Genomic DNA, 18918 nt, shown 5'->3' on the forward strand with positions numbered 1-18918 from the left:
AAGGGCAAATTTAAAAGCCTCTTTTCTCTCTTTTGGTCTGTATAAGTTTGTAAAAAAGTACTTTTACAAACACTTTATAGTAATCCTATTTTAAAAAAGTCTGGACCAGATTATCTAGATCTTAACAAACGAAGCCCATTGAGAATTACAACCAATGTACTTCCTTCATGAATAATGACGCTGATTGCTATATCCGTTAATCCTAATAAGGTAACGATAATTAGAAATGCTACAACTGTCATTGAGAAAATAATATTTTGCCAAATAACACGATTCATTTTTAAGGAAATCTGATGAGCTTTTACTAATTTGGATAAATCGTTTTTCATTAAAACTAGATCAGATACATCTACTGCAACATCCGTACCATCTCCCATAGCAATTCCGACATCTGCTTTCACAAGAGCAGGTGCGTCATTTACACCATCGCCCACCATAGCGGTTATGCCATAGTTTTCTTTTTGTTGATCTATAATATTAGATTTGTCTTCCGGCATAACATTAGCGATAACTTCATCCAGTCCTAACTGTTCAGCAACCGCCTTCCCGGTCATTTCAGAATCACCAGTAATTAAAGTAGTGTGTATACCTAGTTTTTTAAAATACTCAATAGTTTCTTTCGCATGTTCACTTGGAATATCCATTAGCCCAATCAGACCAATCACTTCTTCATCTTCTGCTACATATACGACTGTCTTACCTTCTGACGCCCATTCACTATTTAAATGAATATATTCATCTGAAACACCGTCAAAAGAAGTCGGCTTTCCTATTCGATAATTTTTACCTTTGTAATCTCCTGTCAATCCTCTACCAATCTGATTTTCTACTTCAATAGCTAGTTTATTTTTTTGTTCAAACTTTCTTAGAATAGCATCTGCTAAGGGGTGGTTGGATTCCTTTTCAAGAGCCACTACGATATCAATAATATTTTCTTCGTTTACAGAATTAGTAAAATAATAATTGGTTACTTCAGGTTTTCCTTTCGTTAAGGTTCCCGTTTTATCAAAGGCAATTGCTTGAATCCCGGCTAATTGAGACAAATATGAACTTCCTTTTGAAAGTACGCCTCTTTTAGCTAGGTTTGAAGTGGCTGACAAAGTTACGGATACGGTAGCTGCAGCTAGAGCACACGGTGAAGCTGCGACTAGAAGAACTAATCCTCTATAAGTACTTTGTGACCAAGTCCAATCCAAAATCATAGGAGTGAGTATAATGAAGAGCGGTATTGCCATTAAAACAACTGTAACGTATTTCGGTTCAAATTTCTGGATAATACTGGCGGCTTTTGTTTGATTATTTTGATTTTGATTGACTAGTTGTAAGATTTTTGAAAAGACAGTATCTTTATTTTCTTTTGAGACTTCCATTGTGAAAGTTCCTGTTCCATTAATCGTACTCCCAAAAACCACGTCTCCTTTTGATTTTTCTTTAGGGATACTTTCTCCATTGATAGAAGATTCATCAATGGAGATATTTCCAGATAAAATGACTCCGTCAATGGGTACTTGATCTCCATTCAATACTTGGAGCCGATCTCCCACTTTTAATTCATTAACATCAACAATCTTTGTATTGCCATCAGAAATGATCAATCTGGCAGTCGTTGGATTCAGTTTAAGTAATTTTGTGATTTCTCGTTTGCTTCTACCTTCAGCATAATCTTCTAAAAAATGCGCACCAGAAAATATGAGAATCAGCAACGTTCCTTCCCAAAAATTCCCTATCAGTGAAGCACCAAGTGCAGCTAATCCCATTAAAATGTGGGAATTAGGTGTAAATTTATTTTTGGCTTTTGTATTTTCAACTGTTTCTCCAATTCCTTCAAGAAGAATGACATGATAGCCCGCACTAATTGTTGCAATTGAAAATAAAATGTTCTTAGTAATTGTATACTCTCCATTTAAAAATAAAGCAATAAGCGCTAGGGCTAAACCAATGAAGTACAAAATAATGGGCATCTTTCCGTGATCATGGTCATGGTTATGTGTTTCATGAGATTGTTGTTCTTTAACTGTCTCCATTTCTATCACCTCTTTAAATGTAGTCTCTTTGGTTTTCGTACACTTATTGTTTGTGTCCATAAATTTTGTGGACTTATTCCCTCTAAACTAAAAAAAGTGGCGTGTAATATCATCTATATAAGTTGAATTAATGTTTACTAATCTAACGCACAACCGATCAATCGTTTCTTTTTTCGGCGCATGACGTCCTGAAGAAACGCACTGATAGCCAGAATAATTTTCTGGACGTTGCCAAAGAATACATTGTTAATGACTGTTTCCTTTAACTATTTCCAGACACCTTACATTAACATTATGTTCAATATGGGACTACACGGAGGCAAAAAGACCATTTGAGGGCGACATCGATTTTCTTCCAAGAATGGCTGAATCAATTTGGCGTGGTGAATCCTAGCGTTGTCTAGAATCATGACAATTTTACCCGTTGATTAAATCGCTCAGATTCTCGAGAGGAAACGTAGAAAAGCATGGGCATTATACTATTCTTCTTCGATGCAGAAAATTGCACCGGTCTCATAATCCGCCGTACCAATCAGCTTCACGCCCTTATGCTGGCCATAGGTGGGAATGAGTCGCTGTTTTCCTTTGAGGAACCAGGTACCGGTCTTGGTAATCACGAATCATCTTCAAATACAGGTGATCAATCTCACCGTCTATCAATTTTTTTAAATGTTGGAAAGGTCTCTTAAACTAAAGTGTCTGGCTTTTTGGGATCCGATTTTTGAAGTGTATAAGTCGGTCGTGTATAACTTAATCCCATTGAATGCAGGAGATTGGAAGCATCTTTTTGTAATCGGTTATGATCATGTGCCATTTTTTTTACTCCTTTCAACGCATAGGATGTCCAGCTGTGAATCTTGTAATTAAACGTTTTTCAATGATGGATCGCGTGTTCAATGGCCTGCTTTAAAAGATTCATGACATGATTATCGTCTTCCGAATAGTAGAGTGTGGTTCCAGCTCTACGATATTTCACTAATCGCAACTGTTTCAGAAAACGCAGTTGATGCGACACCGTGGATTGCCCCAAATTCAACTTTTCTGCCAGGTCATTGACGGAGTATTCACCGGAACACAGCAGATTCAAAATGCGAATTCGAGTAGGGTCACTTAATGCTTTAAATGTTTGGGAGACGACAAAGAGGGTTTCTTCATCTAACCGGCTACTCGTGACGGAAACTTCTTTTTTTTCAAAATCCATACTCATCTTCTAAAGACCTCCAAAGATATATTTTAACCTTATAATAAATATATGAGCATATGTTCATATATTGATTATAAGGTTTTCTTTTATTAATTGTCAAGTATATTCCCAGAGTATTCTTTTTAGCTTAAAATTATCGAATTGCACCCGTATAACCAGCTGAATCTCATTGGAAAAGCCAAATCTCTATAACGAAATGTATCTTTCTGCCCAGGTGTTCCGATTAAAATGACAAAATAAAATAAAAATTAAATATAATGTCAGATGTGTATTCAAGTAGAAACAGTTTAAAGTATATTGTAGGTATAAAATAGGAGGTATTATGAGTTGAAAAAATGGATAATAATGCTTTTAATGATTTTGCTAGTCTCGATATACACGCCAAAAAGTTATGCAAATACAAATCTCACTTTCGTAGACGTAGCTAATCATCGAGCTCAAGCTGAAATCTCGTATCTCGTGACTCGTGGTTTTGTCCACGGGGTAACGGCAACAACTTTTGTGCCTAACCGACAGGTAACCCGAGGTGAAGCAGCCGCTATGCTCGGCAGAGCACTAGGGTTAAGTGGAGTTAAAAGAAATACCAAATTCTCTGACGTAAGAGTAGGCAACTTCGCTTCAGGGTATGTGGATGAATTAGTTCGGAAAGGGATAATATCAGGTTATCCCGATGGCTCGTTTCAACCATATAAAGTTCTATCTCGTGGAGAGATGGCTCTTCTGATAAATAGGAGTTTTAATTTGGGTGGAATCAGTATCTCTACTTCGGTGGACAACTTAATGCGAAAAGGAATTGCACAAGGCTTTCCTGATGGCAGTTTTCGAACGGACGAGACCATCATTCGAGCAGACTTTGCAATTTTTTTGGCAAGAAGCTTAAATGAAAATTTCAGAGTTAAACCGGAGGGTGTTTCATTTAGCAAGACAATGTATGTTAATACAGGTGCTGATGCTTTAAATATGCGTTCTGGTCCCAGCACTTCGGATAAAGTAATAAGCAGTTTGAAACATGGAACAACCGTTAATGTCGCTTCATCAAAAAATGGCTGGTCACATGTTCAGGTGAATGGTGTTATTGGTTACGTCAGTACAAATTATCTTGTAGCTTTAAAGCCAACTGTTCCAGCGCCAGTTTCCACTTCCCTAGGAACGAGTGATTTGAAAGTTATTATAGATCCCGGTCATGGAGGGACAGATCCGGGATCCGTCGCTAATGGTTTTCAAGAAAAGATGATTACTCTAAATGTCGGAAAACACATGAAAAATTATTTTGATCAAACACCGATTGCTACTACAATGACACGCAGTACCGACGTTTTCATTGAGTTAAGTGACCGTGCTAAGGCAGCAGCAAAAAATGATGGAGATGTTTTTGTTAGCATTCATACCAATAAATTTAATGGCGAAGTAAACGGACAAGAAACCTTTTACTATGCGAAAACAACAGCGACAAATCCGAACGTCCAAGAGTCACGTGCGCTTTCCATTTATCTGCAGGCACGCATGCAAGAAGCGTGGAAGTTGACCAATCGTCAAGTTAAAGTAGGGAATTTAGCCGTGCTGCGTGAAAACACAGTTCCTGCCTCCCTAACTGAAATAGGATTTATCGATAATTCGAAGGATCTTCAATTTATAAAATCGGAGTTGGAGCGTCAAAGAATGGGGAAAGCGTTATTTCTCGGTACACTGGACTATTTTTACCATTATGAAAAACGAACTGATGTATTGCCATACTACAAAAAAGCTGGAGCTTCGCTCAGCAAAAAGCTGCATTGAGCTACAACTATTTTTAAGTACTGCTTCTGTAATGAAGGAAAAGATTGAATATCTTGTATTTGAATAATTTTCAGCATTTTTCGCCAACTCTTTTTAATGGAGAAGGATGAGTTTTATATGAATTTACCGTTTGTCCTGTTCGGATTCGAAAGAAATTCTGTCATTAAGTTTTTTTAAAACTGTTTTTAGTTTCAGCAAGTTGTTTAACTAGTTGTTGGTGGTAAAACACTTTTGACCAAAGGTAAATAGCCAGTCCAATAAGCAAAATGGGCATTTGCCATCCCGTTTTATCATTCAAAACAAAATCATAAAGGGCCCAAACAAAGAGAGCCACACTATAAAAGAGGAATCCGTATGTTGAGGATCTCTCTTTTTTTTGTTTTCTTTTGTTCTCTTTTTTCGTTGCTGTCATCTTTTTCCTCCCTCACTTCTTCTGTTTAGGTATTTTTACTAACTGAACTTATCTCGTCAGGTAACTCTAACTCTAATGGATTTAGGCGATTAATCAACTAAGTAATAAGGCAATTCTATGAAAAAAGATATGTGCATTGGTACTGAACTGGATGGGGAATCAACCATGAAGCAAACATCTTTCTTCACAGTTTCGACGAAACTAAGCTAGAGATACTTGATTTTTGATAATATTGCATAGTAGCGATGCCTGCTGTTTGATAAACTAGACCGGACGTAAGGAAATCGATGAGTTTTACCGAAGGAGGAAGTTGGATTGAAAGCAAAGTGGTTTTTAGCAATTATAACTGGAATTTTATTAGTGAGCTTAGTAACTCCAGCAGCAGCAAAAGAAAAGAATTCACTGCAAGATGAAATCATATACGACCTGTTAGTCGATCGTTACTTCAATAAAGTTATACAGAATGACTATGAAGTGGATTCCCGGGATATAACCGCATTCAATGGTGGCGATTTTAAAGGATTGGCAAGCGAAATGCAGTACATCAAAGATATGGGATTTACAATGGTATCGATTGGGCCGGTATTTGCGACGGATACGTATGACGGAAAAGAAGTAATCGATTATCAACAATTTGAACGTCATTTTGGTACGGAGGAGGAGTTTCAAGAGGCCATTGATAAAATCCATGAGTTGGATATGAAAGTAATAATCGATATTCCAACTCAACGGGTCAGCAAAGAACACGTATGGAACAAAGAGAATCCGGAGTGGTTCTCTGAAAATGAAGATGGAACGATGGCACTGGATACAACAAATCCGGAAGCTCAAAGAAAATTAATTGATTGGTTCAGTGAATTTGTCGAAGAATATGAAATAGATGGAATTCGCCTACAAACCGCAGATCAATTGGATGAAGATTTTATTAGTCAATTTTCAGAAACCATGAAAAGTATTCGGGATGTCTATATCATAAGCGACTTAGAAATGGGACCTCAATCCGGACTGGATGCGGTTGTAAAGCCTGGTATAGAAGAGGATTTGCGAAGCAGTTATAAAAATTTCGATCCCCTTTCAACAACTTCTCCGGACTTTGAAGAGACGGCTGAGGGCCAATTAACTCGAGTGGATTCTCTTTTAAGCAATCGCTTTACATCTGATATAGTGGCAGTGAGAGGGTTTCCCCCAACGAGATGGAACTTATTGATGTTTCAGTTATTGACCATGCCCGGAATCCCGATTGTTCAATACGGCTCCGAGATTGCTATGAACGGAAGTGCCCCCCCTGAATCTCACTCTATTCTAAATATGGGGGTAGACGAAGAACTGATTGACCACATTACAAGTTTGACTTCGCTTCGAAATCAGTCGGAAGCACTTCGGACAGGAGAAACGGAAGTCTTGCATGAAAAGGATGGATGGCTTGTCTATAAACGGTCTAATAAGGAAGAGTCATGGATTATCGCTATTAATAATTCCTCCTCAACAAAGAGTTTGACGATACCAGCCGAAGTGATTGGTGACGACAAAGAAATGCGGGGATTATTTGAAAATGACGTGGTTCGTCAGAATGATGACGGTGATTACCAAATTACATTGGATCGTGAGTTAGGGGAAGCCTTCAATGTCATCGAACGAAAGGGATTTAATAAAGCCTATATTGCTGCCTTAATTCTTCTTTATACGTTGTTTATAAGTTTTCTTGTGTTGGCTTGGCGTAGAGGACGGAAACGGAACTTAGCTAAAGCAAATAAATCAAAGAATAGTGATGTTGAAGAATTCCCAAAGCCTAACCATGGGTAAAGCGAATTTCACATGTCAACGCCCAAAATTTGTTATAAGAGTAATGATAGTAAATAAGCATACAAGTAAGCAATCCGACTTATATTTATGAGTTGGATTTTTCTATCCCCTAATATTTTCAAGTAAAAATGTTAAATTGTTATTATTTTATACCAAAATGAAATGTGACTGTAACAAAGCAAACCGTATAGGGTGTTACAATAACAGAGCCGGAATTTGTAGGGAACTAAAAATAGTTAAACTAAACTGGGTTTTTAAACTCATGAAGTTAACTGATAGCTACTTCCTGAATGACTTTAACGGATGTACACGCATATTTTAAGTTTTTCTAAATAGAACGATATAGAGAGAAATGAATTGGGATTTGAAAGGGGAAACGAAACATGATATCGAAATGGATGTTGACTGGTTTGACTTCTGTATTGGCTTTATCACTGCTGGTACCAACAGCAAGTGCTGATACACTAAGTGAACTAGAGCAAAAGAAACAGCAAGTTGAACAGAGGCAAGGCGAATTAAACTCTGGAATCAACGAAAAGTCGAATGAAATATCTAAAAATAAGTCCACATTGGAAGAAATCATGGCACAAATTCAGGTACTTGATGCTAAAATTCAAGAAACTGGAGCGAAAATCGCTAGCGTTGAAGGCACTATTGCACAAACAAAAGAGGAAATTGAAGAATTAAAGGCTTCAATTGTTGAACTTGAGCAAAAAATTGCTGAACGTACGGAATTACTACAAGAACGGGCACGTGCCATCCAATTAAGTGGAGGCTCGGTGGATTACATAGATGTATTACTTGGCGCAAACAGCTTTGTTGATTTCATCGACCGTTTTTCAGCCGTGAATACGTTAATCGAAGCAGACCGTAACATCATGCGTGAACAGGCGGCAGACAAAGAATTGCTGGCTGAGCAAAAAGCACAAGTTGAAACAAAACTTGCTGAGCAAGAAGAACGTCGCGCAGAGTTAGAAACTCTTAAATCTTCACTTGATGGGCAAAAAGCGGAGCAAGCAGGTCTTGGGAGAGAATTACAAGCTGAACAAGAACGTTTAGCAAGTGAGAAATCCAATTTAGAGGGTCAGCGTGCTGAAGCTCTGGACATCAGTGCGGAACTGGAAACACAAATTGTGAATGAACAGAAGCGTCTTGCAGAAGTGGCAAGAAAAGCTGAAGAAGAACGTCAGCGCAAGTTGGCAGCAGAACGAAAAGCTGCGGCTGAACAGGCGGCGGCTGAACAACAAGCAGCTGAAGAAGCAGCTGCCGCGAGACAAGCTGAAGAAGAACGAAAAGCTGCGGCTGAGAGCAGTACAAAATCAGCAGCTGTAAAAACACCGAGCGTGGAAAAATCCGTAGAAGCGAATGCACCAGCCAGTGAGTATGAAGCTCCTGCAGCAGCTTCGGGGTCTCCGTTTATCCGACCAGCAGCAGGCAGAAACACCTCTAATTTTGGATGGCGTGATATTGGAGATGGACCTGAATTTACCGCAGGCATGGACATTGCTAATGTTCCAGGTACACAGGTAATGGCAGCAGCCAACGGCTACGTTTCAAGTGCTGGTACGATGGGCGGACTAGGTAATGCCGTTGTCATTACACATTCAGTCAATGGGCAAACGATGACGACGGTATATGGCCATTTGAACTCGATTGACGTTTCTACTGGTCAGGCAGTATCTCAGGGACAACGAATTGGTGGCATGGGGAATACCGGGCGTTCGACCGGACCACATCTACATTTCGAAACACATATCGGCATCTGGAACGGTTCAAGTTCCAATGCAGTTGATCCACGAAATTATATTGGATCTTAACAAAAACAGCCGACATCCCAAGAGATGTCGGCTGTTTCTTTATTTCATTTTCTCTTTAAGTTATCTTCTTAATATTTATTCTTCATCAGTCGAAGAGAGTTCAATACGACAATTAATGTGGTGCTCATGTCAGCGAAGATAGCCATCCAAAGAGTGAGCAACCCTGGGATGATTAAAAGCAACGCCAGTATTTTCAATCCTAGTGCAAAGGCACCGTTTCGAAAAAAAGGGTCAAATGATTTTCTCACTTTTTCCAACTGTTCATATAGAGGCTTCACCGGCAACTGAGATTTTCGAAGCGCCGCAATTCAACTGAACATCTTGAACAGAAAGAATGTTCCGAATGTTTTTCTCGAATTTTGCCGTACAGATTACGCATTTGATAACCATTCGTTTCTTTGCTCATTTGTATCGATCCTCTTTGGCGTGCTCCAACGCAATGCGTACCAGTTGCTTTACGTGATCATCTGTCAGTGAGTAAAAGACCAATTTCCCTCTTTTTTCATATTTCGCTAAGCCCATATTTCGTAAATAGCGAAGATGATGAGAGGCTGTGGCCGTTGTAGTCTCGAGAATATTGGCGACATCACATACACATAGTTCCTTTTCCAGCGTTAACGCATAGGTGATCTTTAAGCGCGTTGCATCCGAAAGTGCTTTGAAAAGCAATTCAACTCCACTGATTCCAACGAGCTTGGGCTGAATTCGCTCAATCACTTCTTCGTCATAGCAAAAGGTTTGGCAAGTATCTTGTTTTGTTCCAACTTTAACTTTGATTTTTATTTCATCCATGGTTCCACCTCATTCAAATGTTCGTTTGATTATGTCCAGTGTAGGAAAAATTCGAAACTTTGTCAATCTTATATTCAAACGATTGTTTAAATGTTGTTGTTCGCCTGTTAGAATGAATGGGGAATAAAAAGAAAAAGTGCTGTAAAAGCATCAGTTTTACAAGAAAAAAGTTACGAGTAAAGAGGTGAAGTCTAGTGAAAAAAGTGGTCTTATTCCTATTATTTTTCTTATCTCTAACATCATCAGCCGTCTTTGCGCACACCGCATTGGAAAGTGCTAACCCTGCAGAGGGAGATGTAGTCACCGAGGAATTGCAAGAAATGGTATTGGAATTCAATACCGACTTGGAACAAGGAAGCTCTTTTACGGTGGAAGATGAAAGAGGACAGGAAGTTCCAATAGGTGTTGAAATTGGTGGACAGTCCATGACAGGGACGTTAGGGGCGGCAATAGCAAACGGCACCTATACGGTCAACTGGAAGATCATCGGAGCTGATGGCCATCCCATTGAAGGAACTTATGCCTTTACCCTAAAAGTCAGTGAGGACTTAATCTCTTCAGGGATAACAGAAGAAGCTACGCCGTCCACTGAGGACGAACTGGCAGACCAAGGGGAAACGGAAGAACCTCTAAATGAAAATCTAGCGGCTCCTCAGGAAACGACTAATGCACCTTATGTGATGGTGATTGTGTTGATGATACTGGCAGTGATTGCTGTTGGCACGTTGATGTGGGTGTCGAATAAAAGGGGAAATAAATGATTTGGATTTATGTAACAGAGACTCTGCTGTATCTATGCTTTTCCCTGTTGATCGGTACATTGGTGATTCAACTGGTTCCGTCTCACCTAAAGCCCCACTTGAAAATCAACAAACGTGTGTTGCAAGTGGCCATTCTGGGAATCGCCTTCTTGTCTGCGGCACCGGTCATTCGATTAATTCTGTTTCTCTATGAAGATATCGGTCTTTTAGTAACAACTCAAAATGTCATAGGAGAATTCGAAGTTGGGCAAGCCTGGACCGTAACTGTTTTTATTTCGGTATTTTTCTACCTTTTTGTGTCGCTTGTTCCAGTCTTTAAAAGAAAAGCATTTATAGGCATTGCGCTTGTTTTTTCCTTTATTCTGCTTTTGGCGGTGGGATGGGCAAGCCATGCAGCTTCCCTGACCGACTGGAGTGGCTTTGTTGTTCATACGCTGCATTTTACAGCTGTCGCGGTTTGGGTAGGCTTGTTGTTGGTGGTGAGTTGGTTTTCGACTACTGCACAAAACTGGCTGTCCTTTTTAAAATGGTATACACCGGTAGCCCTCAGTTGTTTGGCGATTGTCGTCGGTTCAGGAATTTTTATCATGACATTGGCGGTGGATGTAACGGAATATCAAGATGCTTGGATGATGCCCTACGGCCAGGCAATCTTGCTGAAGCATTTACTGGTACTCCCTGTTTTGTTGTTCGCTTGGATTAATGGGGTCTGGATGAGAAGAAAACTCCAACGTGGAGAAGACATAAATCCGGTTCCTTGGTCAAGGGCAGAAAGCGTCGTCTTGCTGTTGATTTTTGCGGCAACTGCCGTATTGGGCCAGCAAGAGCCTCCTCATTCCATTGAAGCCTACTTGAAGGGAAGTGGTGCCTCCGATCTCTTCCGTTACTTTTATTCGGGGCAGATCGATCCCGCGATGCACCTGCAAGTTGATTTCACTCTTCTGGGCTCGTTGTTCTTTGGGGTAGCTGTCATTTTTGGTTTTCTTGTTCTCTACTGCTTTAAGCAGAAGGCACCTTCATTCGTTTCCTTATTAATGAGCCTATTTAGTGTGTTGGCATTGTATGTAGGATTGATGATGAGTATTTCTTAAATAAACCTATACAGAAAAGAGGAAGATTATGAATAACAATCAGAAAAAAGCTAAGCCATCCGGCTTGAAGTTTGCGGTTCTCTTAACATCTTTAGCAGTTGTGATTTTGGTTGCGATTGTGGTTTTGACTAATCAACAAGAAGCGCCAGCAGTGGAAACGGCACAAATCGATCTCAGCGGACAGCCGATTTTAGGCGAAGAAGAAGCTCCAGTTACAGTCGTCGAATTTGGAGACTTCAAATGTCCTTCTTGCAAAGCGTGGGGAGAAACGGTTTATCCGCAACTCGTTCAGGATTACGTGGACACAGGAGAGGCGAAGTTTTCCTATATCAACGTTCTTTTCCATGGAGAGGAATCTACGTTAGCTTCTCTAGCGGCAGAATCCGTTTATCAGCAAAGTCCGGAAGTTTATTGGGATTTCCACAAAGCTCTATTTGCGGCACAGCCAGAAGTAAACCATGACGGGGCCTGGATCACTCCTGAAAAAGTTCTGGAAGTGGCAGCAGTTTATCCATCAATCGATCAAACGAAATTGAAAGAAGATATGGAAAAGCAAGCCACAATGGATGCTGTGGAAGTTGACACAGCGTTAGTGGAAGAAGCTGGAGTTGCCCAAACACCGACGATTGTTATCAATGGGCAGACATTAGAAGATCCGTTTGACTATGAAGCGATTAAAGAGCTGATTGAACAAGAATTGATGGGTGAGGAGTAATGGAGAAAGAAAGAATACAATCCAGCCAAAATGCGATTTTGTTATACGGTGCCTGGTTTGTGGCATTGATTGCGACACTTGGCAGTCTGTACTTCAGTGAAATCAAAGGATTCATTCCTTGTGAACTTTGTTGGTATCAACGAATCGCGATGTATCCACTGGTCTTGATTTTAGGAATTGCCACATTCCGGAACGATGCAAAGGTATTTATTTACGTCTTGCCTTTATCGCTTTTGGGAGGAAGTATTTCGATTCTCCATTACCTGGAACAAAAAGTACCTGGCTTCGGGGGGATTAAACCCTGTGTTAGTGGTGTTCCCTGCAGCTCTGAGTATATCAACTGGTTTGGATTTGTGACAATTCCTTTCCTCGCGCTGATTGCCTTCATCTTGATTTCAGTAGCCATGGTGGTCTTAGTGGTCAAAAACAAGAAGGATTGACCTTCGATTTTTCAGCGTTACCTATCGATTCCGCAAGAAGTCCGTTTAAATCATAAGCAGGTATGACTGGTTCATGCTGTAAATTTTTATAAGGAGATGACCATGTGGCAGAAGTCAGTTTACTTCTAGCGTTTGGTGCAGGACTGTTATCATTTCTTTCTCCCTGCTCCCTGCCGCTGTATCCAGCTTTTCTCTCGTACATTACCGGTGTTTCAGTGAATGACTTGAAAACCGAAAAAGGCGTGATGAGGCGCAATGCGTTGATTCACACCATTCTCTTTTTAATCGGCTTTTCCATCATTTTTTTGGCATTAGGATTATCCACTTCATTTATCGGATCGTTCTTCTTGGAAAACCAAGCTCTTTTACGGCAATTAGGTGCGATTTTGATGGTATTTTTCGGTTTGGTACTTACAGGTATTTTGAAGTTTGATTTTTTGTTGTCAGATAAAAAAGTCCATTTCCAAAAAAGACCCTCTGGATATGCCGGTTCTGTTTTGATTGGTATTGGATTTGCGGCAGGGTGGACGCCTTGTACGGGACCGATTTTGGCAGGGGTCATTGCACTTGGCGTAGCCGATCCGGATAGAGGGCTCCTCTATATGCTGTTTTATGTGTTAGGCTTTGCGATTCCCTTCCTTTTGATGTCCCTGTTCATTGAGAAAATGAGCTTTCTAAAGAAAAAGAGTGCGCTTTTCATGTCAATTGGCGGCGCATTGATGATTCTGATGGGTGTTTTATTGTATTTTGATATGATGACAGAAATTATTGCTTTCCTTTCTCAATTCACAGGAGGATTTACAGGATTCTAACTGATTAGATAGAAATGAGGGTTTTTACATGACAGTTAAAAAGAAAAAGCGGTCTTATGTACGGGCGGCTATCTTACTGGTGATGGCAGGAGCCATCGTTTTTACGATTTACAACAGCTTTGCAGGTGAAAAAAGTGAACTATTGCAAGTGGGAGATGAAGCTCCGGACTTTGCCTTAGTGGATCTTGAAGGTAAAGAACATCAATTATCGGATTACCAAGGTCAAGGCGTGTTTGTGAACTTCTGGGGGACTTGGTGCAAACCGTGTGAGAAAGAATTTCCGCTGATGGAAAAACAATATCAAGTGTACAAGGACCAAGGCGTTCAAATCTTAGCCGTCAATATTGCTCAGTCCGATTATGAAGTGAGACAATTTGCGGAACAACGGGATTTAACCTTTCCGATTGTGATTGATAAAACCAAAAGTGTAATGGAAGCTTACAACATTCGTCCCTTGCCGACTACACTGCTGGTCAATCCTGAAGGGAAGATCACGAAAATCATTACCGGGGAGATGTCTGAAGAGGACATTGCCAGCTACATGGAAGAAATCAAACCCGAATAAGGAGATTTTTTAGATGGAAAACGTACAATGCCAATGTGGCCATACGAATCCTCCTGGCACGAAGCTTTGTGAGTCGTGCGGGCGCTCTTTGACTGAAAAAGATCAAAACAGCAAGCTAGTGGATATGCGTTATGAGGGCACAGCCAGACGTTCCCAAACCTATAATAAATCCATCATCGATAAAATTTGGAACTTCTTTTCAAGTGTCAAAGTAGGAGTCAGCATTATTGTCGTCCTGTTGGTAGCTGCAGCCATTGGCACGATCCTGCCCCAGCAAGCTTTTGTTCCAGCGAGTACCGAAGCAACGATCCAAGCTTATTATGCCGATACGTACGGCAGTGTTGGACGCGTCTATCATGCGCTTGGGTTCCATGACTTATACAGCTCCTATTGGTTTATCGCATTGGTCGGGATGTTGGCCATTTCGTTGGTAATTGCCAGCTTGGACCGTTTCGTCCCGCTTTATAAGTCGTTAAAGAACCAACGGGTTTTGCGCCATCCAAGCTTTATGGACAAGCAGCGCATTTATGGCAGCGGCCCTGGGGCTGAAGATGCACTGGAAAAAGCAGAAACGAAATTAAAAGAGTTGAAATACACTGTCCGGACAGAAAAAAATGGACTATTGGCTGAAAAAGGCCGTTTTTCCCGATGGGGCCCCTACGTCAATCACATCGGTCTGATTATTTTCCTTTTCGGCGTCATGCTGCGGATGATGCCCGGATTTTATGTCGATGAAACGCTTTGGCTGCGCGAAGGCGAAACCAGAGCGATTCCTGAAGTGCCGGGCTATTACCTGGAAAACAAAAACTTTAAATTGGAAACGTATACGGGCGAAGGAGAAGACGCGAAGTTCGGGGAAGCAATCGATCGGGTGGGAACGGTCGTGAAGAACTACCAAACAGATATCGTTCTTTATCAAGAGCCGGAAGATAGCCTGCCCGGTGCAACCGATAACTTGGAAGTCGTTCAAGAATACCCGATCCGTGTCAACCAGCCGTTGAAATTTGATGGCTATGCCGTGTATCAAATGGATTATAAACTGAATGAATTAAAGGCAATGACATTCGCGTTGACGAACAAAGAAACGGAAGAATCATTGGGGGAATTGACAATCGACTTGATTAATCCGGATGCACTGTACGAATTGGAGACTGGATCAACAGTAGAACTGCTTGGTTATTACCCAGATTTCTCTGGTTTTGAAGATGGAGAACCGCAAACTGCGACCCCTTTGCCAAACAATCCCGGTTTCCTGGTGGAACTGACTGCCCCAGAAACACCGGAAGGGGAAACAAGCTTTATCACCATCCAGAATACGGTGGAACCACTCGGTGAAAATCAATACAAATTAACCTTTCAGAATGCGGATACGCGTAATGTCTCCGGTTTAACGGTTCGCAAAGACAGCACCTTGCCGATTCTTGGCCTTGGCGGTTTGATCTTCATGATTGGTGTCGCGCAGGGGATGTACTTTAACCACCGCCGTTTCTGGATTCAGCAGAAGGCTGATGGCACGATCCTGCTTGCTGGCCATACCAATAAAAACTGGTTCGGCTTGAAGAAAGACCTGGATCGAGTGGTTGACTCTGCTAAATTGCCTGCTTACACAGATCAGCAGGATGAAATCGATAAAAAAGAGAAAGCGGAAAAGGAAGGTGAGTCTTCGTCATGACATTAACCGAGATTAGCTCGAATTTACTGTACGCTGCGTTCTTTGCTTACCTGATTGCCACTTTCGTTTTTGGTGGAGCTGTTAAAGGCAATAAGAAAGGAACGTTCAACTCGGAACAACGCTGGGGAAAAGTAGCGATTACGATCACCGTGATTGGCTTTCTTGCAAACCTCGGCTATTTCTTCACCCGGTGGATCGTATCGGGACATGCACCTCTCAGCAATATGTTTGAATTTACGACAGCGTTCGGCATGACGCTTGTAGGAGGATTCATCATTCTTTATTTCCTCTATAAAACACCCGTTTTAGGAATGGTTGTATTGCCGGTGGCCTTGTTGATTATTGCGTATGCAAGCATGTTCCCGAGTGAAGTCAGCCCGCTTATCCCGGCGCTTCAAACAAACTGGTTGGCGATTCACGTCAGCACGGTTGTCATTGCGGAAGGGATCTTGGCCATGAGTGCGGCAGCGGGGTTGATTTACTTGCTCAAAGTGGTGGATTTGTCAAAAAAGTCAAAGCAGCGATTTTGGCTGGAAGGAATTCTGTATTTTTTGGTGCTAGTCGTAGGTTTTGTTATTTCAAGTTCTTACTTCACCCTAACAAATTATGAAAACACCTTTCAGTATGTGAACAAAGATGATCAGGAAGCCACGATTATTTATAACATGCCCCCTATTTTCGGTATGAATGAATCGGTTCCAGTAACAGAGGATGCCATGACACCACTAGTCGAAACCCCAGCGTTAGTAGATGCTAGTAAACTGACGACTGTCACGTGGTCTTTGTTAGTTGGAACTGTTCTATATGTCCTAATTAGATTGATTACCCGCCGGAGAATATCGCAACTTATTCAACCACTAATGAAAAATGTCAATCTTCAACTGATGGATGAAATTAATTACCGTGCAGTGATTATCGGCTTTCCATTATTTACTCTGGGCGCGCTGGTCTTTGCCATGATTTGGGCCCAAATCACCTGGTCCCGTTTCTGGGGGTGGGACCCGAAAGAAGTCTGGGCGTTGGTTACTTGGTTATTCTATGCGGCCTATCTGCATTTACGTCTCGGTAAAGGCTGGCAAGGTGAAAAATCAGCCTGGTTGGGGGTAATCGGTTTCGCGATTATCATGTTCAATTTAATAGTTGTCAACTTGATCATTGCGGGACTACATTCATACGCGTAAAAAAAGGCGCCTCTAGGGCGCTTTTTTTACTGTTAGCTTTAATTTATGAACGACTCTGGAAGTGACTCAACCAAATTTCGTTGGCTTATGGGCAACTTATCAAAACACCTTCATTCGCTGCTTTATTGTGCGATTTTTTCTTTTGTTTCAGAAACTCTAACCAAAACTAGCTACAACACAGAAAACTGAGGTGGAAATATGTTCAGGAAATTAGTGATTTTATTATTCGTCGTATTTTTCATGATGCTGATTATTTTTACAGCTATCATGTTTTTGAAAAATGAAGTCGAGGTCTATTCGGACAAAGAAGTGACGTTGGCGATTGAAAAGCCTATGTTCATCAACTTAAGTGAACCGGTAGCTACAGAAAAAGGCAGCGATATGACAGTTGTCTATGACATGTCTTTGCTTGGCCTGAATGTCGGAACTTACACATTGGTCGAACGGACACTGGAAAATGGGACATCGCTCATTTTTGAAGAAATTGAAAATACCGGATGGATTCCATATGCTCTATCCTTGAATATCAAAAATCTGGCCGAGGTCGACTTCAAGTCATGGAACCCGGAAGCTGTGGCAAGCCTGGACGAAAAAATTTATGGTCCCGATCCGACAACAAATCCGTATGGAGTCTTCACTAAAGGAAATACAGAAATTTTGCAGGGGAATGTCTTCGTTTCACGTAACCTGCAGCTGGGCAATGGGGACTGGGTACAAGAGCTTCGCCACGAAATCCCTGAATTTACTTTAGAGGAAGGTGTTTTAGCTAAAAATTACTGGCTGCCGCCAAAACATCAGAGCCAAACCTGGATGATGATCGGGCAAGAACCATTGTTCGAAACGGAAGAAGCAGAAGATGGGTGGATCACTTTTTCGCTTGAAAACCGTCTAGCCCAGTTAAACTGGCTGACGCCTGAAGGGCCATTGGTCAAACTGCAGTTGACCGATGATCCTCGTACACAACTGGCTTATGGCTATACAACCGAACGGACAGCAAACGTAAGTTTCAACGAATGGAATGAAAACTCGCCTTCTCTGTTCTTTGAATCCATGATGTTGAATTCAGAAAACGACTTGCAGCGATAATCGATAAATTCGTTGAAATTGATACTTTGCTTTAGCAAGTTTCCAATTATGTACGGATGTTACCGCTAAGCCCATAACGACATTTAATTTCCATTCATTGGGATAGCTATCAAGGTTCCAAGCAGCACCGTCACATAGATATTCCCTTTTATAATTGAAAATCCAGATCGATTTGCAAAAACCATTAGTTTTCTTATTTGCTAGACGAGTAAAAGTTTACATATGAGGGATTATCGGTAGCTATCATAAATTTTATATATATTAAAAAACCCAGAAATCCTAGTATAAAAGGTTTCTGGGTTCTTTAAAATTAGACGCAAAATTAAGTTCGAAATTGATGCAAGTTATCTCTTAAAGTGACAATTACAATATTTTGTTCATATCAACTTTTGAAGTAAAATTTCAGCTCCCTTAGGGCTTAAGATAAGTCCAGGAGCATATTCTTTGTTTTCGTCTAAAACTTCACCTGTAATCATACAAGCTCGTGAAGCTTGGTGTTTTTTTAACAAAACAAAATCGCCGTCTACAAATATCTCCATCGGATCTCCTTCATTCAAGTTCATGGTTCTTCTTAATTCTATCGGAAAAACGAGACGGCCTAATGGATCTATTTTTCTTACAACACCGGTGCTTTTCATTTCAATGCTCCAATCTGGATTAAATTTACATAAGAACAATTATAAACCATAGCGTAAATTCATAACAGTCTTTTATTTTTTGTTGTTGGGTTTTCGGTTTTGATTTTTCATCGAAGTAAAGCGCTAAGA

At 40.7% G+C, this 18918-nt stretch carries 18 protein-coding genes; 12 read left to right on the forward strand and 6 right to left on the reverse strand.

The features are described 5' to 3' along the window. Positions 1–110 precede the first annotated feature (110 nt). From H9630_RS09555 to H9630_RS09565, 3 genes are all read right to left on the reverse strand, one after another. Complete coding sequence (locus H9630_RS09555) at positions 111–2024, reverse strand: heavy metal translocating P-type ATPase (RefSeq protein WP_191715287.1); 1914 nt, start codon at positions 2022–2024, stop codon at positions 111–113. A gap of 281 nt (positions 2025–2305) precedes the next feature. After that, positions 2306–2434 (reverse strand): transposase, encoded by a 129-nt coding sequence (locus H9630_RS18950; RefSeq protein ID WP_101191818.1) that lies wholly within the window; start codon positions 2432–2434, stop codon positions 2306–2308. A 464-nt stretch (positions 2435–2898) separates the two neighbouring features. Then, positions 2899–3225, reverse strand: a complete 327-nt coding sequence (locus tag H9630_RS09565) for an ArsR/SmtB family transcription factor (RefSeq protein WP_101805639.1) — start codon at positions 3223–3225, stop codon at positions 2899–2901. A 330-nt stretch (positions 3226–3555) separates the two neighbouring features. Here H9630_RS09565 and H9630_RS09570 point away from each other — a divergent pair, with 330 nt between their 5' ends. Next, positions 3556–5004, forward strand: a complete 1449-nt coding sequence (locus H9630_RS09570; protein WP_225218476.1) for an N-acetylmuramoyl-L-alanine amidase — start codon at positions 3556–3558, stop codon at positions 5002–5004. Between the two features lie 163 nt (positions 5005–5167). Here H9630_RS09570 and H9630_RS09575 read toward each other — a convergent pair whose 3' ends face one another. After that, positions 5168–5416 carry a hypothetical protein gene (locus tag H9630_RS09575; RefSeq protein ID WP_225218477.1) on the reverse strand — a complete coding sequence of 83 codons (249 nt, stop codon included), beginning with the start codon at positions 5414–5416 and terminating at the stop codon, positions 5168–5170. Between the two features lie 315 nt (positions 5417–5731). On the opposite strand from H9630_RS09575, the gene H9630_RS09580 reads away from it, so the two are divergent. Together H9630_RS09580 and H9630_RS09585 are read left to right on the forward strand one after the other, a co-directional pair. Next, positions 5732–7219: an alpha-amylase family glycosyl hydrolase gene (locus H9630_RS09580; protein ID WP_101191817.1), complete on the forward strand. Its 1488-nt coding sequence runs from the start codon at positions 5732–5734 to the stop codon at positions 7217–7219. A gap of 383 nt (positions 7220–7602) precedes the next feature. Then, positions 7603–9036: a murein hydrolase activator EnvC family protein gene (locus H9630_RS09585; protein ID WP_101191816.1), complete on the forward strand. Its 1434-nt coding sequence runs from the start codon at positions 7603–7605 to the stop codon at positions 9034–9036. 402 nt (positions 9037–9438) lie between these two features. Here H9630_RS09585 and H9630_RS09590 read toward each other — a convergent pair whose 3' ends face one another. Continuing rightward, complete coding sequence (locus tag H9630_RS09590; RefSeq protein WP_101805597.1) at positions 9439–9828, reverse strand: ArsR/SmtB family transcription factor; 390 nt, start codon at positions 9826–9828, stop codon at positions 9439–9441. 194 nt (positions 9829–10022) lie between these two features. Between H9630_RS09590 and H9630_RS09595 the strand changes: the two genes are divergently transcribed. From H9630_RS09595 to H9630_RS09635, 9 genes are all read left to right on the forward strand, one after another. Further along, complete coding sequence (locus H9630_RS09595) at positions 10023–10589, forward strand: copper resistance CopC family protein (RefSeq protein WP_101191814.1); 567 nt, start codon at positions 10023–10025, stop codon at positions 10587–10589. Next, on the forward strand, positions 10586–11680 hold the full coding sequence (locus H9630_RS09600; RefSeq protein WP_101191813.1) for a copper resistance D family protein: 1095 nt from the start codon (positions 10586–10588) through the stop codon (positions 11678–11680). Before H9630_RS09595 ends, H9630_RS09600 begins: the two co-directional genes overlap by 4 nt. 28 nt (positions 11681–11708) lie before the next feature. Next, positions 11709–12395 carry a DsbA family protein gene (locus H9630_RS09605; protein ID WP_149456927.1) on the forward strand — a complete coding sequence of 229 codons (687 nt, stop codon included), beginning with the start codon at positions 11709–11711 and terminating at the stop codon, positions 12393–12395. Further along, positions 12395–12835, forward strand: a complete 441-nt coding sequence (locus H9630_RS09610; RefSeq protein WP_101191811.1) for a disulfide oxidoreductase — start codon at positions 12395–12397, stop codon at positions 12833–12835. The genes H9630_RS09605 and H9630_RS09610 overlap by 1 nt, the downstream gene beginning before the upstream one ends. A 104-nt stretch (positions 12836–12939) precedes the next feature. Continuing rightward, positions 12940–13647 carry a cytochrome c biogenesis CcdA family protein gene (locus H9630_RS09615; RefSeq protein ID WP_101191810.1) on the forward strand — a complete coding sequence of 236 codons (708 nt, stop codon included), beginning with the start codon at positions 12940–12942 and terminating at the stop codon, positions 13645–13647. Between the two features lie 28 nt (positions 13648–13675). Then, on the forward strand, positions 13676–14212 hold the full coding sequence (resA, locus tag H9630_RS09620; RefSeq protein ID WP_101191809.1) for a thiol-disulfide oxidoreductase ResA: 537 nt from the start codon (positions 13676–13678) through the stop codon (positions 14210–14212). A gap of 13 nt (positions 14213–14225) precedes the next feature. Beyond that, the gene (locus H9630_RS09625) at positions 14226–15884 is read left to right on the forward strand and encodes a cytochrome c biogenesis protein ResB (RefSeq protein WP_191715288.1); all 1659 of its coding nucleotides are present in this window, start codon (positions 14226–14228) and stop codon (positions 15882–15884) included. Then, positions 15881–17065 carry a c-type cytochrome biogenesis protein CcsB gene (gene ccsB, locus H9630_RS09630; RefSeq protein WP_191715289.1) on the forward strand — a complete coding sequence of 395 codons (1185 nt, stop codon included), beginning with the start codon at positions 15881–15883 and terminating at the stop codon, positions 17063–17065. The genes H9630_RS09625 and ccsB overlap by 4 nt, the downstream gene beginning before the upstream one ends. A gap of 198 nt (positions 17066–17263) precedes the next feature. Continuing rightward, positions 17264–18151: a hypothetical protein gene (locus H9630_RS09635; RefSeq protein WP_101805595.1), complete on the forward strand. Its 888-nt coding sequence runs from the start codon at positions 17264–17266 to the stop codon at positions 18149–18151. Between the two features lie 377 nt (positions 18152–18528). Here the strand turns inward: H9630_RS09635 and H9630_RS09640 are convergent, their stop codons facing one another. Further along, complete coding sequence (locus tag H9630_RS09640) at positions 18529–18789, reverse strand: AbrB/MazE/SpoVT family DNA-binding domain-containing protein (protein ID WP_191715290.1); 261 nt, start codon at positions 18787–18789, stop codon at positions 18529–18531. Positions 18790–18918 lie beyond the last annotated feature (129 nt).

Origin of the sequence: Planococcus wigleyi (assembly GCF_014836985.1) — a bacterium.
GTDB lineage: Bacteria > Bacillota > Bacilli > Bacillales_A > Planococcaceae > Planococcus > Planococcus notacanthi.

Excerpts from the sequence above, each read along its gene's own strand:
- H9630_RS18950 (WP_101191818.1), bottom strand. The coding sequence starts at position 2,434 with ATGATTCTAGACAACGCTAGGATTCACCACGCCAAATTGATTCAGCCA.
- H9630_RS09600 (WP_101191813.1), top strand. The coding sequence starts at position 10,586 with ATGATTTGGATTTATGTAACAGAGACTCTGCTGTATCTATGCTTTTCC.
- H9630_RS09575 (WP_225218477.1), bottom strand. The coding sequence starts at position 5,416 with ATGACAGCAACGAAAAAAGAGAACAAAAGAAAACAAAAAAAAGAGAGA.
- H9630_RS09555 (WP_191715287.1), bottom strand. The coding sequence starts at position 2,024 with ATGGAGACAGTTAAAGAACAACAATCTCATGAAACACATAACCATGAC.
- H9630_RS09565 (WP_101805639.1), bottom strand. The coding sequence starts at position 3,225 with ATGGATTTTGAAAAAAAAGAAGTTTCCGTCACGAGTAGCCGGTTAGAT.
- H9630_RS09590 (WP_101805597.1), bottom strand. The coding sequence starts at position 9,828 with ATGGATGAAATAAAAATCAAAGTTAAAGTTGGAACAAAACAAGATACT.
- resA (WP_101191809.1), top strand. The coding sequence starts at position 13,676 with ATGACAGTTAAAAAGAAAAAGCGGTCTTATGTACGGGCGGCTATCTTA.
- H9630_RS09625 (WP_191715288.1), top strand. The coding sequence starts at position 14,226 with ATGGAAAACGTACAATGCCAATGTGGCCATACGAATCCTCCTGGCACG.
- ccsB (WP_191715289.1), top strand. The coding sequence starts at position 15,881 with ATGACATTAACCGAGATTAGCTCGAATTTACTGTACGCTGCGTTCTTT.
- H9630_RS09610 (WP_101191811.1), top strand. The coding sequence starts at position 12,395 with ATGGAGAAAGAAAGAATACAATCCAGCCAAAATGCGATTTTGTTATAC.
- H9630_RS09635 (WP_101805595.1), top strand. The coding sequence starts at position 17,264 with ATGTTCAGGAAATTAGTGATTTTATTATTCGTCGTATTTTTCATGATG.
- H9630_RS09640 (WP_191715290.1), bottom strand. The coding sequence starts at position 18,789 with ATGAAAAGCACCGGTGTTGTAAGAAAAATAGATCCATTAGGCCGTCTC.
- H9630_RS09605 (WP_149456927.1), top strand. The coding sequence starts at position 11,709 with ATGAATAACAATCAGAAAAAAGCTAAGCCATCCGGCTTGAAGTTTGCG.
- H9630_RS09585 (WP_101191816.1), top strand. The coding sequence starts at position 7,603 with ATGATATCGAAATGGATGTTGACTGGTTTGACTTCTGTATTGGCTTTA.